Origin of the sequence: Sulfitobacter sp. 1A13496 (assembly GCF_043557225.1) — a bacterium.
GTDB lineage: Bacteria > Pseudomonadota > Alphaproteobacteria > Rhodobacterales > Rhodobacteraceae > Sulfitobacter > Sulfitobacter faviae.
The window spans coordinates 280,797-293,301 of record NZ_JBIFFP010000004.1 but is presented as its reverse complement, the minus strand read 5'-3'; the positions used below and the strand labels follow the sequence as shown (position 1 = coordinate 293,301).

Genomic DNA, 12,505 nt, shown 5'->3' with positions numbered 1-12,505 from the left:
ATGCGCGCAGAAAATCTGGTCACGATTTGCATCACCATGGGGCTGCGCCCCGATGTCTTGCAACAAACGCTCGAAAGCCTCGGCCCCGAGCTGCGCAAGCTGCCGATCATTGGCATCAACGACTTCGGCGATGCCGAAACCAGCGCGGTCTTCGACCAGCTCTGCCATCATGGGCAACGCATCGATCTGGGCAAACAGGTCGGCCACCACCCCGCCGTCGACGCCATGTATGCCAAGGTGCGCACGCCTTATGTCTTTCACATGGAAGACGATTGGGAATTCACCCGCCACGATTTTTTAGATGACGCCCTGCGCTTGCTAGAGGCCCATCCCAATGTCTCTTCGGTCTGTTTCCGCGACACCGATAACTTCTTCATCGAAGATGCGGCTCGCGCCCAGATCGTCACCGAAGAATGCGCCGGCATCCCCTATGCGCGGATGGATGCGCTCAGCCCTAAATGGTACGGCTATACCTTCAATCCGCATTTGGCCCCGCTTTCCCTTTGGAAAGAGGTCGGCGGCTTCAGCGGTTTCAAACGCGAAAGCCACATCTCGCGCCAATTGCGCAAACAGGGTAAATTCACCGCTTTCCTGAAACCCGGCGCTTGCCAGCACATCGGGTTTGTCAGCGTCGCCCACAAACCGCCCTCCGCTTTCAAACGGTTCAAGAACTGGCTGCGCGGGCGGCCCACCCCCAAAGTTTAACCCGTATAAGCCTGTCATCGCCCCGCGCGCCGCAGGAATGAGGTCACATCGATGTCACAGCGCCCAAAGGGATTCGTCATCAATCTGGCCGCCTCCCCCCAGCGACTGGACAGTGCGAAGGCCGAACTGGACACCGCACAGATCGAGGCGGTCCGCGTGGATGCCTTCGACGGACGCGAGATCGATCTGGCCCAATTCGCCCCCTATGACGATCGCAAAGCCCGACGCTTCATGGGCCGGTCGATGACCCAAGGCGAGGTTGGCTGCTACGTCTCGCACCAACGCGCCGCCGCCGCCTTCCTAGAGAGCGGCGATGAACTTGGTTTCGTCTTCGAAGATGACATCGCCCTTGAACCCGGATTCCGAACCTTCGTGCCAGAGCTGATAGAATTGCTGCGCCCTCGCACCGATTGGCACTGCGTAAATCTGGGCGCGACCCGTTTAAAAATCACCAGCCCCGTGGCCAAAGTCGCAGGCATTCCGGTGCTCCGCGCTCATTACTTTCCGATGCTCGCCCACGCGCTGATCTGGAACCGTGCCGGGGCCGAGACGTTCCTCGCCGCCTCCGAACCTATCTTCTGCCCCGCCGATAACATGCTCAGACAGGTCCTCACGCGCTCCGACATGGGGCTGGCCACGGCCCAAAGCCTCGTCACAGCAGGCCGGTTCGACAGTGACATTTCCGCTCGCTCTGGAGGGAACAGAGGGCAATACCGGCGCTCCGCCCTCTATGGCCTGCGCAAACAGCGTAGGTTACTACATGAAAAAGCGATGGCTTTCGCCCATAAGCTCGGCCATCGCTAAGGGCACATCAGCCCGGCAGCTGCGCTTTGCGCAAATAGGGCAACACCGTCTCAAACGCCCCGAACTTCGCCTTGGCGTCCTCATCCGACACCGTCGCGGGGATGATCACATCCTCACCCACCTGCCAATCCGCAGGCGTCGCCACAGCGTTCTTCGCCGCCGTCTGCAACCCGTCCAAAGCCCGCAGAACCTCGGCAAAGTTCCGGCCTACGTTCATCGGATAGGTCATGCTCAGCTTCAACTGCTTATCCGGCCCGATGATGAAAACCGACCGCACCGTGGCGCTGTCATTGGGCGTGCGGCCATCGGGCAGATAGGCTTCGGCAGGCAGCATATCAAAGGCTTTCGACACTTCCAGCCCCGCATCCGCGATGATCGGGAAACCGGCCTCGGCGCCTGCAACCTTCTCGATATCACCCTTCCACTTCTTATGCTCTTCAACACCGTCGACACTGACGCCGATCACCTTGGTGCCGCGCTTTTCCCATTCCTCGGAAAGCCGCGCCACGGCGCCGAACTCGGTGGTGCAAACAGGGGTGAAATCCTTGGGGTGGGAGAACAGGATCGCCCAATTGTCACCGACGAAGTCATGCAGGGATAAGCTGCCCTGATCGGTTTCGACTGTAAGATCGGGAATAGTGTCGTTGATACGCAAGCCCATGATATCCTCCGGGTCAATCTGTGAACAGATAGGTCAGAGGTAATCGCAAACCCCGCCGGTTTCACCCCCCGATCGCCACAAAGCCCAACTTCACCGCAGCGCCACGGCCCCCCTTCCCCTTCATCCTTTCTCAAATACCAATCCCGCCCCCACCTCACGGCGCAAGGCCGGGCACGGAGCGCAACTCAAAAAGGCGCTTTGGCCCGCACCTTCGTCGATGCGCCACCCTGCGGATGGTTGAACCGCAATTCCTCGCTATGCAGCATCAACCGCGGAAAATCTCGTGCAGGTCCTGTGGCATAGAAAGGGTCGCCCAAAATCGGATGCCCGAGCGCCAGCATATGCACACGCAGCTGATGGCTCCGCCCGGTCTTGGGGAAAAGCCGAAGGCGCGCGGTTTCCCCATCGTTCTTGACCATCTTCCAATCGGTCTGCGCAGGTTTGCCGGTCTCATGGCAGACCATCTGCCGGGGGCGGTTGGGCCAATCGACGATCAGCGGCAGATCGACACTGCCGGATTTCTCCGCAGGCACGCCCCAGACCCGCGCGACATAGGTCTTACGGGTCATGCGCTTTTCGAACTGCAACCCAAGGTGACGCTGCGCATGGGGCGTCAGGGCAAAGATCATCACGCCCGAGGTGTCGCGATCCAGCCGGTGCACCAGCAGCGCTTGAGGAAAGACCGCCTGCACCCGCGTGATCAGGCAATCGGCCAGATGTTCGCCCTTGCCCGGCACGCTGAGCAGCCCCGAAGGTTTGTCGACCAGCAGAACTTCAGCATCTTCATGCAGAATGACCAACGGGTCCTGCGGCGGGTTATATTCGCTATCCATGGCTCCCCCTCGCAGATGCAGCCCCGCGGATCAAGCGGGGGCGATGCCGTCAGGCGACGGCGGCGAAACTATCCTTGAGGATCGCGCTCAGCGCATCGGCATCGGCTTGGGTGAAAGCGTTTGGCTGGTCGCTGTCGATGTCGAAAACGCCCAGCAACTCCCCCGCGCCGTTCCAGACCGGCAGCACCAATTCCGAGCGTGTCGAAGAGGCGCAGGCGATATGGCCCGGGAAGGCGTCGACATCCTCGACCAATTGCACCTCGCCCGTGCGCGCCGCGGCCCCGCAGACCCCGCGCGAAAAGGGGATCACCAGACAGCCGTGCCCGCCCTGATAGGGGCCGATCTTCAACAATTCGGGCGCGGTCACCCGGTAAAAGCCGGTCCAGTCAAAACGGTCATCCGCGTGATGTACCTCGCAGGCGATGGTGGCCATTAGGGCCACGGCATCGTCTTCGCCCTCGGTCAGGGCAGCGATGGTTTTGGCAAGGGTTTGGTAGTCGACGGTCATGGCGATACTCTTATTGCAGACGGAAAAAGGGAGGCAGGCCGCCCCCCTTCGATAGGTTAAATGGCCCGAGGGCTCAGGGGCGTTCGATCGCGATGGCCGTGCCCTCGCCGCCGCCAATGCAGATCGCCGCGACACCGCGTTTCAGCCCGCGTTTTTCCAGCGCATTCAGCAGGGTCACCATGATCCGCGCGCCCGAGGCGCCGATGGGATGGCCAAGCGCGCAGGCGCCGCCGTTGACGTTCACGATGTCATGGGGGAGGTCCATCTCATGCATGAAAGCCAGCGGCACCACGGCGAAGGCTTCGTTGACCTCCCACAGATCGACGTCCTCTTTCTTCCAGCCGATCCGCTCCAGCAGTTTCTGCGCCGCGGGGACAGGTGCCGTGGTGAACAGCCCCGGCGCTTGGGCGTGGCTGGCGTGACCGACGATGCGCGCGCGGATGTTCAGCCCCTTGCGCTTGGCGCTCTCCTCATCCGCCAACACCAGCGCCGCCGCCCCATCGGAAATCGACGAAGAATTCGCGGCCGTCACCGTGCCGCCCTCGCGGAAGGCCGGTTTCAACTGCGGGATTTTCTCGGGCCGGGCGCTGGCGGGCTGTTCGTCGGCACCCACCGTGGTGCTGCCGCGGCGCGAGGTGACCTCGACCGGGGCGATCTCATGTTCAAAGGCGCCGCCCTCCTGCGCCTCGATGGCGCGCGACAGAGAGGCCAGCGCATAGTCGTCCTGCGTCTCGCGGGTGAATTGGAAGCGTTCGGCGCAATCCTCGGCAAAGGTGCCCATCAGGCGGCCCTTGTCATAGGCGTCTTCCAACCCGTCGAGGAACATGTGGTCGATCACCTGACCGTGGCCGAGCCGCGCGCCGCCGCGCATCTTGGGCAGGACGTAGGGCGCGTTGGTCATACTCTCCATGCCGCCCGCGACCATCACATCGGTCTGGCCAAGCGCGATCTGGTCAAAGGCCATCATCGCCGCCTTCATGCCCGAGCCGCACATTTTGTTCAGCGTCGTGGCGGGCACCTCTTCGCCCAGACCGGCCTTGAACCCGGCCTGACGCGCGGGCGCTTGGCCCTGGCCTGCGGGCAGCACGCAGCCCATCAGCACCTCTTGCACCTCGGCAGGATCCGTCTTGCCCAAAGCCGCCTTGATCGCGCTTCCGCCCAATTCCGCGGCGGTCAGCCCCTCAAAGGCCCCCTGAAAACCGCCCATCGGGGTTCTGGCTGCACCGGTTATCACGACATTGCGCATCACGTTCTCCTAGAGTTGCACCGCATACCAGTTGGTAAGGTTTTACGGTTAATCACGTCTCGAACTTCAAAGTCTCGGGGCATGTCTATGGAAGTTTCCGCCAAAACAGAAGACCGCTTTTGCGTGGTCAGCGTGCTGCATGACCGGATCGACGCCGCCGCGGCGCTGGAGTTCAAGGATGCGCTGCGCCGCGCCGCGGCCCATGCGCCGCCGGTGGTGATCCTTGATCTGCACCGGGTCAATTTCATTGATTCCAGCGGTTTGGGCGCAATCGTGGCGGCGATGAAACATCTGGCGCCGCAGCGCGCGCTGGTGCTGGCCGGGCTGACCCCGGCGGTGGAAAAGGTCTTTACCCTCACCCGGATGGATAGGGTCTTTGGCATTTTCCACACGCTTGACGCCGCCCTTACCGCGCATCGAGAATAGCGCCATGCGGCTGCCCGCCGCGCGGTCCGCGCTCTGCCCGTTCGAGATCACCGTTCACAGCGGCCCGCAGGCCGCGCGGGAGGCGCTCACGCTTTTGCTAGACGCGCTCAGCTGCCTTTCGCTCGGGGCCGAGGAGGTCTGCGTGGTGCGTTTGGTGGTCGCCGAAATGCTGAACAATATCGTCGAACATGCCTACCCCGACCCGCACCCCCCCGGCCCCATCCATATCGCCTGCCATCACGCGCCCGACGGCCTGCACCTTGCCGTTTCGGACGAAGGGCTGCCGATGCCCGACCTGCAAGCGCCCTTGGGCCTGCCGCAGGAGATCGACCGCCCGGTTTGCGACCTGCCCGAAGGCGGCTTTGGCTGGTTCCTGATCCGCGATCTGGCGAAAGACCTGACCTATCGCCGCTTGGCCCAAGAGAACCGGATCGACCTGCGGCTCCCGGTTGGCTTACCGCCGCGTTAACATCTGCGGCAGCGCGTCCCGCATATTTCCTAAAACGGCCCCGCTGGGATCACAATTGCGCCTTGGTTTCCGGTCATAAACGGGACTGTAGCTGCATATGGCTTCCCTCGGTGCCGTGTTTAATAGCCCCCACCCAGTACGCGGTGCCGAGGAACTTTCCCCCGCATTGGCAGAACCGAGATCTCCGTCTAGGGTCACGCTGACGTAATTCAGCGAGGGGCAGCACATGCGCGATTTTCACCTTCCCGGCCGGTCACCGGTCTTGGCCACCAACGGCATCTGCGCCACATCCCATCCGCTGGCGGCGCGGGCGGCGGTCGATATCCTTGCGCGGGGCGGCAATGCGATGGACGCGGCCATCGCCGGGGCGGTGTTGCTCGGCATTTGCGAGCCTCAGATGACCGGGATCGGCGGCGACTGTTTCGTGCTCTACTCCCCGGCAGGCAGCGAGGAGGTCCACGCCCTCAACGGATCTGGCCGCGCGCCGGCGGCGCTGAACGCCGCCAAACTGCGGGACAAGGGCGAGCAGACGGTGCCGCTCCGCTCGGCGGATGCCGTGACGATCCCTACGGCCATCGACGCTTTCTGCCACCTCTCGGAAAGCGCCGGCAAACTGGGGTTGGACGCCCTGCTCGCCCCCGCGATCCACTATGCCGAGGCGGGGGTGCCCGTCGCCCCGCGCGTGGCCTTTGACTGGGCCACCGACGGCGGCACCCTTCAGGGGCGCGCGCGGGATCACTTCCTCATCAACGGAAAAACGCCCCGCACCGGCGACATCTTCCGCGCACCGGGACAGGCCGAAGTGCTGCGCCGCGTGGCCGCGCAGGGCCGCGATGCCTTCTACACCGGAGAGATCGCCGAGGACATGATCGCCACCTTGCAAGCCGCAGGCGGCAGCCACAGCGCCGAGGATTTCGCCAAGGCCCGCGCCGAGGTCACGACGCCCGTGTCAGGCCAGTACAAAGACCTCGAAGTGGTCGAACATCCGCCCAACGGCCAAGGGGCGACCGCCCTGTTGCTGATGAATATCCTTAATCACTTCGACATCGCCGGGATGGACCCGCTGGGGGCCGAGCGGCTGCATATCGAAGCTGAGGCCACCAAACTGGCCTATGACGCGCGCAACCGCTTTTTGGCCGACCCGGACCACACCGCGCGGCTTGAGCACATGCTGGCGCCTGAAACCGCCCGCGCCCTTGCGGCCCTGATCGACCCCAAACGCGCCATGACCGCCGCCGCCGCGATCAGCGAGGCGGTGCATAAAGACACGATCTATATCACCGTGGTCGACGGCGACGGCATGTCGGTCTCGCTCATCTATTCGATCTTCCACGGCTTCGGTTCTGGCATCGCCTCGGACAAGTTCGGCATCCTGCTGCAAAACCGCGGCGCGGGTTTCACATTGGAGGAAGGCCACCCCAATGAGCTGAAAGGCGGCAAACGCCCGATGCATACGATCATTCCCGGCATGATCCGTGAGAATGGCCGTGTGACCATGCCCTTTGGCGTGATGGGCGGGGCCTATCAGCCCTGCGGCCACGCGCGCTTTGCCTCGAACCTCACCGATTTCGGCATGGATGTGCAAAGCGCTATCGATGCGCCGCGCGCCTTTGCCGATGGGCAGGTGATGAAGGTCGAGCGCGGCTTTGGCGACGATGTGCGCCAAAGCTTGAGCGATCTGGGCCATAGGGTCGAAGTGCCCGAAACGGCGATCGGCGGGGCACAGGCGATCCGCATCCGCGAAGATGGCGTGCTGGAAGGCGCGAGCGATCCGCGCAAGGACGGCTGCGCCTTGGGCTATTGATGAAGACCTCTGGCGGGCTGGGAAACAGCCCGCAGGGCTTAGTTCATCTGGAAATGCAGCGGATAGGCACCGTCGGTGAAGGGGCCGAAAAGATCAGGGATATCGGGGTGGTCCACAGGCTCCCCCGAATAATCAGCCACGAGGTTCTGCTCGGACACATAGGCCACATAGTAGCTCTGATCGTTCTCGGCCAAGAGATGATAGAACGGCTGATCTTTCACCGGCCGGTTCTCTTCGGGAATCGCCTCATACCATTCTTCGGTGTTGGCGAATTCCGGGTCGACGTCAAAAATCACGCCCCGAAAGGGATGCTTCTTGTGACGGACAATCTGCCCGAGGTGATATTTTGCGCGTGTTCGTATCATAACATGCTGCCCCTACCCCTCGACGGTAGCCCTTTCAAGGGGCTTTTGTCCAATCACAGCGGCTCTGCGCGGGGAAACAGACTGTGAACGCCGCGCCGACAGTGGGTTTACGGCAGCCTACCGCCCGGGGGCGCAACTGCTTTGCTGGCCCCCCGCGAAATACCGCCTGCGCAGGGCTGCGCAGTCAGCGCAATACCGCCCAGCCCGCGGCGCATTTTCCCAATTTAGTGATGTGATGGTGAGGGTGAATCGGTTAAACTCCTCCGAAAAAACGTCCCCTAACAAAAACGAGAGGCGAGAGGCAGATGAGCAAGCATTTTTGCGCAATGATGATCGTACTGCTGGTGGCATCCTGCGGCGGCGGGCCTCAAACGGCCCCGCGTGATCTGGATAACGCCTGCACGATCCTGAAAGATCACCCCGACTATCTGCGCGCATTCCGCGCGACCGAGCGGAAATGGGGTGTCCCCATCCACGTTCAAATGGCCACCATCCACCAAGAGAGCAAATTCGTGGCGGATGCCCGGACGCCGTTCAAATATGTGCTGGGTGTGATTCCGATGGGCCGCCAATCCAGCGCCTTTGGCTATTCGCAGGCTTTGGACGCGACATGGGATGAGTATCTGGAATCCGAGGGCCGCTGGCGCGCCAAACGCGACCGGATTCGCGACGCGAGCGATTTCATGGGCTGGTACATGAACCTGACGCGGGAGCGGAACGGCGTCTCCCTGCATGACGCTCGCAACCAATACCTCGCCTATCACGAGGGCCACACCGGTTTTGCCCGCAAGAGCTACAACAGCAAGGCGTGGCTGGTCGGGGTCGCGGGTAAGGTCGATTCCCGCGCCAAACTCTATCAACGGCAGATCGCCGGTTGCCGTCTGGGCCGCTGGTAAACCCGCCCACTCCAATGCAAAACGCCCCGGCCTGATCAGCCGGGGCGTTTTTTTGTTTCAACAGGGCCGCTTAGCGTCTGCCGCCTGCCCGTGCGCCCGCGGTGTCGAACAGGCTGTTAGAGATATTGCCCCCCACCTGCATGTCACCCAGCACGACCGTCGTGGCGCTGCCGTTGCCATCGTTGATGATCCACTGACGCAGCTGCACCGGGTTGCCGGTGAACTTCATCTGAATGTTGCCATATTGCGGGTTGGCGGGATCTTGGGCCGTGACCGTGGTGGCGGTGCCGTCATAGCTGTGGCCTGTCACCATCTTGGCGCGGCCCAGATTGACGTTGTCGGCCAAGATGATCGACAGCGGTGTTCGCGCCAGCGGATAGGTCTCAGCCGGTTGGTTCGACTTCTTGTCGTAGATCACAACCGTATTCGCACCCGCGACGACCAGTCCGGAATCCGGCGCATTATATTCGAAACGTACCTTGCCGGGGCGTTTGATATAGATCGTGCCCGTGCTGATCGACCCGTCATCGTTGATCTGGGTAAAGTCGCCCTTGGCGGTGCGAAGCTGGTTCAGATAGCCCGAAATCTCATTCAGCGACAGTTGCTGCGCCGCCGCCGCGAGGGGGGCCGATACGGCCAGTCCAACCGCCAGAATCGCAGAAGTAAGTTTACGCATGTTGTTCGTCCTGTGTTGCCTCACGTTCTGACATAGGGCGGGCGGGCGTGATATTCGATATCAGGGCGCGGTTTTTCGCTATCGCCCGCCCTGCCCCATAAAAAAAACACCGCCGGGAGGGTGGCCCGGCGGTGTTTCTGATTGTCGCCCCCAAGAGGGGGGGGAAGAGGCAGACCTATGCCTGTTCCGGCACCAGAATCTCACGCTTGCCAACATGGTTCGCCGGAGAGACCAGCCCCTCTTCCTCCATCTGCTCGACCAGACGCGCGGCTTTGTTATAGCCGATCGCCAGTTTGCGCTGAATGTAGGAGGTGGAGCATTTGCGGTCTTTGATCACAACCTGCACGGCGGTGTCATAAAGCGCGTCTTCGCTATCGGTATTGCCGCCAAGGCCCAGCACCGCGTCGATGTTGCTTTCCTTATCCTCGGACGGCCCTTCGACCACGCCCGAGACATAATCCGGCTCGCCGAATTGCTTGAGGTGGTTGACGATCTCTTCGACCTCTTCGTCGCTGACAAAGGGGCCGTGGCAGCGGGTGATCTTGGCACCGCCCGCCATATACAGCATGTCGCCCATGCCCAAGAGTTGCTCGGCGCCCATTTCGCCCAAGATGGTGCGGCTGTCGATTTTCGAGGTCACTTGGAAGGAAATCCGCGTGGGGAAGTTCGCCTTGATCGTGCCCGTAATCACGTCGACCGAAGGGCGCTGTGTGGCCATGATCAGGTGGATGCCGGAGGCCCGCGCCATCTGTGCCAGACGCTGGATGCAGGCTTCGATCTCCTTGCCTGCGACCATCATCAGGTCGGCCATCTCGTCGACGATGACGACGATATAGGGCAGCGCCTCGGGTGTGTTTTCCTCGGTCTCAAAGATCGGCTCGCCGGTGTCCTCGTCAAAGCCGGTCTGCACGGTGCGCGAGAACATCTCGCCTTTGGCCAGCGCTTCGCGGACGCGGCCGTTGTAGCCTTCGATGTTGCGCACGCCCATTTTGGACATCTTGCGATAGCGCTCTTCCATCTCGCCCACGACCCATTTCAGCGCCACGACGGCCTTCTTAGGGTCGGTGACGACCGGGCTCAGCAGATGCGGGATGCCGTCGTAGACCGACAGTTCCAGCATCTTGGGGTCGATCATGATCATCCGGCATTCTTCCGGCGTCAGCTTGTAGAGCAGCGACAGGATCATTGTGTTGATCGCCACGGATTTACCCGAGCCGGTGGTGCCCGCAATCAGCAGGTGCGGCATCTTGGCGAGGTTGGCCACAACCGGGTCGCCGCCGATGTCCTTGCCAAGCGCCAGCGGCAGGCGGTGGTTGCCGTCGCCGAAGTCGCGGCTGGAAAGAATCTCGCGCAGGATCACCTTCTCGCGGTTCTCGTTGGGCAGTTCGATGCCGATCACCGAGCGGCCCGGCACGGTGGAGACGCGCGCCGAAAGGGCTGCCATGGAGCGCGCGATGTCATCTGCCAGACCGATCACGCGGCTGGCCTTGAGACCGGGCGCGGGTTCGAGTTCGTACATGGTGACGACCGGACCGGGCCGCACCGCGACAATCTCACCCTTCACGCCGTAGTCGTCGAGCACGGTTTCCAGCATCCGCGCGTTTTCCTCAAGCGCCTCATCGCTGAGGTGCAGGCGCTGCACGCTCTCGGGGCTTTCCAGAAGGCTCAGCGGCGGCAGTTCAAACCCGGGGTGCGTGTCGTCGAAGGTCAGGGTGGGCTGCGCTTCGACCTGCGCCTGTTTCGAGGGCTGGACGGGTTTGCGGGCGGGCTGCTGCACCACTTTGCGCGGTTCCGCCACGGGGATTTTCATCGCCTCAGGCGCGGGCGCCTGCTGCAACGGCAGGGTCTCAGACGCCACAGTGTCTTCGTAGGGCGCGGCTATCGGCGCCTGCGCTGCCGGTTCCTGAACCATCGGCTCGGGCGTCGGAGCAGGCGCGGGCTGGGCCTGCGGCCTGCGCAGCAGCGGCTCGGGGCGCAGGGTGGCCGGTTCGGCGGTCAGGGGCGGTTCGGCACGCAGCCCGGCGGGCTGGGCGGCAGGCTGGCTGGTGTTCAGCACCAGCGGATCCGGCCCACGGCCCCGGCCCTTGGTCAAGGGCGCGGTCGTCGGCGTGTGGATCGCATTGGCATGGCGCACGCGGTTCTTGATCACATCGGCGATCTTGCTTTTGATGCGCTCTTCGCCCGGTGTCTCATCCACGATGGCATCGCTGTAGGTCTCGATCAGTTCCGGCTCGGGCATGTCGTCTTCCGGTTCGGGCCGTTTGATCAGCCCGGGCATCCGACCGAACAGGCTGCGCGGTTCGGCTTCCGGCTCGGGCACCGGAGCGTGCTCTGCGGCATAGCTCTGCTCGGCTTCCTGCGCGGCCCAGGCTTCGGCGTCTTCGGCTTCCTGACGGCGGCGCTCACGACGTTCGGCCTGACGGGCCGAGAGGTTCTGCGCGGCGACGACGGCCCCATTGGCCCCGCGGCCCAGAAGGGTCATCAGACCGGCATAGGCCATGATCAGACCGACCAGCAGGAACCGCGCAATGCGGAACAGCTCGGCCTTGGTAAAGCCTAGCACAAAGGCGCCCAACGCAAGGATAGCGACGCCCATCAAAAGCGACATCAGCTTGACCGTCAGGGTCGAGCCGATGGGCAGGATCGTCAGCAGCGCGCCCATGACGGTATCGCCAAACAGCCCGCCCAGACCGAAGCTATGGGTCAGCAGCCATTCCTGACCGGGGGCCAGCGTCGCGGCGTAGATCGCGCCAAGTGCGACGGCGATAGGCGCAAAGATCAGCCGCCCAAGCGCGCGGTCATCGCCCTGATGCAGCGCGAAACGTCCGCCCCAGAACAGCAGGACGATGGCGATGCCCCAAGCGCCCCAACCGACGATCATGAACAGCGGCGCGGCGATGGAGGCACCGATCCGGCCCATCCAGTTCTGCACCGGCGCATCGGTCGAGACCATCCAGTTGGGATCGTCGGGCGTGTAGCTGCCGATCATCATGGCGGCCATGATGCCCAGCATGATCAGCGCCAGCCCCAGCAGTTCACGACCGCGCTTTTCGATTGCCTCGGCCATGTTGCTGTCTAGCAATGGATCGCGTCCCCGTGTCTGATATGCCAT

Annotated in this window: 13 protein-coding genes; 6 read left to right on the top strand and 7 right to left on the bottom strand. The window is 62.9% G+C overall.

The window, feature by feature from the left end; translation table 11 throughout:
* Positions 1-705 (top strand): glycosyltransferase, encoded by a 705-nt coding sequence (locus tag ACGYLX_RS12035; protein WP_394449702.1) that lies wholly within the window; start codon positions 1-3, stop codon positions 703-705.
* A 51-nt stretch (positions 706-756) separates the two neighbouring features.
* Complete coding sequence (locus tag ACGYLX_RS12030; RefSeq protein WP_394449700.1) at positions 757-1,509, top strand: glycosyltransferase family 25 protein; 753 nt, start codon at positions 757-759, stop codon at positions 1,507-1,509.
* A gap of 7 nt (positions 1,510-1,516) precedes the next feature.
* Here the strand turns inward: ACGYLX_RS12030 and ACGYLX_RS12025 are convergent, their stop codons facing one another.
* The 4 genes from ACGYLX_RS12025 to ACGYLX_RS12010 form a co-directional block, all read right to left on the bottom strand.
* A complete protein-coding gene (locus ACGYLX_RS12025) occupies positions 1,517-2,170 on the bottom strand; it encodes a peroxiredoxin (protein ID WP_394449698.1) in 654 nt (217 codons plus the stop codon).
* 185 nt (positions 2,171-2,355) lie between these two features.
* Positions 2,356-3,003, bottom strand: coding sequence for a pseudouridine synthase (locus ACGYLX_RS12020; protein ID WP_067266751.1), 648 nt, complete (start codon positions 3,001-3,003; stop codon positions 2,356-2,358).
* 49 nt (positions 3,004-3,052) lie between these two features.
* Positions 3,053-3,511 (bottom strand): GAF domain-containing protein, encoded by a 459-nt coding sequence (locus ACGYLX_RS12015; protein WP_209218454.1) that lies wholly within the window; start codon positions 3,509-3,511, stop codon positions 3,053-3,055.
* Positions 3,512-3,584: 73 nt separating this feature from the next.
* Positions 3,585-4,757, bottom strand: a complete 1,173-nt coding sequence (locus tag ACGYLX_RS12010; RefSeq protein ID WP_394449696.1) for a thiolase family protein — start codon at positions 4,755-4,757, stop codon at positions 3,585-3,587.
* Positions 4,758-4,844: 87 nt separating this feature from the next.
* Here ACGYLX_RS12010 and ACGYLX_RS12005 point away from each other — a divergent pair, with 87 nt between their 5' ends.
* From ACGYLX_RS12005 to ACGYLX_RS11995, 3 genes are all read left to right on the top strand, one after another.
* The gene (locus ACGYLX_RS12005; RefSeq protein WP_067266757.1) at positions 4,845-5,183 is read left to right on the top strand and encodes an STAS domain-containing protein; all 339 of its coding nucleotides are present in this window, start codon (positions 4,845-4,847) and stop codon (positions 5,181-5,183) included.
* Positions 5,184-5,187: 4 nt separating this feature from the next.
* Positions 5,188-5,652 carry an ATP-binding protein gene (locus ACGYLX_RS12000; protein ID WP_394449694.1) on the top strand — a complete coding sequence of 155 codons (465 nt, stop codon included), beginning with the start codon at positions 5,188-5,190 and terminating at the stop codon, positions 5,650-5,652.
* Between the two features lie 226 nt (positions 5,653-5,878).
* The gene (locus tag ACGYLX_RS11995; protein WP_394449692.1) at positions 5,879-7,456 is read left to right on the top strand and encodes a gamma-glutamyltransferase family protein; all 1,578 of its coding nucleotides are present in this window, start codon (positions 5,879-5,881) and stop codon (positions 7,454-7,456) included.
* Between the two features lie 38 nt (positions 7,457-7,494).
* On the opposite strand, the gene hspQ is transcribed toward ACGYLX_RS11995, so the two are convergent.
* Positions 7,495-7,821: a heat shock protein HspQ gene (gene hspQ / locus ACGYLX_RS11990; RefSeq protein WP_067261750.1), complete on the bottom strand. Its 327-nt coding sequence runs from the start codon at positions 7,819-7,821 to the stop codon at positions 7,495-7,497.
* 305 nt (positions 7,822-8,126) lie between these two features.
* Here hspQ and ACGYLX_RS11985 point away from each other — a divergent pair, with 305 nt between their 5' ends.
* Positions 8,127-8,717, top strand: coding sequence for a lytic transglycosylase (locus ACGYLX_RS11985; protein ID WP_322328450.1), 591 nt, complete (start codon positions 8,127-8,129; stop codon positions 8,715-8,717).
* A gap of 70 nt (positions 8,718-8,787) precedes the next feature.
* Here the strand turns inward: ACGYLX_RS11985 and ACGYLX_RS11980 are convergent, their stop codons facing one another.
* A complete protein-coding gene (locus ACGYLX_RS11980; RefSeq protein ID WP_271692900.1) occupies positions 8,788-9,393 on the bottom strand; it encodes an outer membrane lipoprotein carrier protein LolA in 606 nt (201 codons plus the stop codon).
* Positions 9,394-9,568: 175 nt separating this feature from the next.
* Complete coding sequence (locus tag ACGYLX_RS11975) at positions 9,569-12,505, bottom strand: DNA translocase FtsK 4TM domain-containing protein (RefSeq protein ID WP_394449690.1); 2,937 nt, start codon at positions 12,503-12,505, stop codon at positions 9,569-9,571.

Excerpts from the sequence above, each read along its gene's own strand:
- ACGYLX_RS12035 (WP_394449702.1), top strand. The coding sequence starts at position 1 with ATGCGCGCAGAAAATCTGGTCACGATTTGCATCACCATGGGGCTGCGC.
- ACGYLX_RS12030 (WP_394449700.1), top strand. The coding sequence starts at position 757 with ATGTCACAGCGCCCAAAGGGATTCGTCATCAATCTGGCCGCCTCCCCC.
- ACGYLX_RS12025 (WP_394449698.1), bottom strand. The coding sequence starts at position 2,170 with ATGGGCTTGCGTATCAACGACACTATTCCCGATCTTACAGTCGAAACC.
- ACGYLX_RS12020 (WP_067266751.1), bottom strand. The coding sequence starts at position 3,003 with ATGGATAGCGAATATAACCCGCCGCAGGACCCGTTGGTCATTCTGCAT.
- ACGYLX_RS12015 (WP_209218454.1), bottom strand. The coding sequence starts at position 3,511 with ATGACCGTCGACTACCAAACCCTTGCCAAAACCATCGCTGCCCTGACC.
- ACGYLX_RS12010 (WP_394449696.1), bottom strand. The coding sequence starts at position 4,757 with ATGCGCAATGTCGTGATAACCGGTGCAGCCAGAACCCCGATGGGCGGT.
- ACGYLX_RS12005 (WP_067266757.1), top strand. The coding sequence starts at position 4,845 with ATGGAAGTTTCCGCCAAAACAGAAGACCGCTTTTGCGTGGTCAGCGTG.
- ACGYLX_RS12000 (WP_394449694.1), top strand. The coding sequence starts at position 5,188 with ATGCGGCTGCCCGCCGCGCGGTCCGCGCTCTGCCCGTTCGAGATCACC.
- ACGYLX_RS11995 (WP_394449692.1), top strand. The coding sequence starts at position 5,879 with ATGCGCGATTTTCACCTTCCCGGCCGGTCACCGGTCTTGGCCACCAAC.
- hspQ (WP_067261750.1), bottom strand. The coding sequence starts at position 7,821 with ATGATACGAACACGCGCAAAATATCACCTCGGGCAGATTGTCCGTCAC.
- ACGYLX_RS11985 (WP_322328450.1), top strand. The coding sequence starts at position 8,127 with ATGAGCAAGCATTTTTGCGCAATGATGATCGTACTGCTGGTGGCATCC.
- ACGYLX_RS11980 (WP_271692900.1), bottom strand. The coding sequence starts at position 9,393 with ATGCGTAAACTTACTTCTGCGATTCTGGCGGTTGGACTGGCCGTATCG.
- ACGYLX_RS11975 (WP_394449690.1), bottom strand. The coding sequence starts at position 12,505 with ATGGCATATCAGACACGGGGACGCGATCCATTGCTAGACAGCAACATG.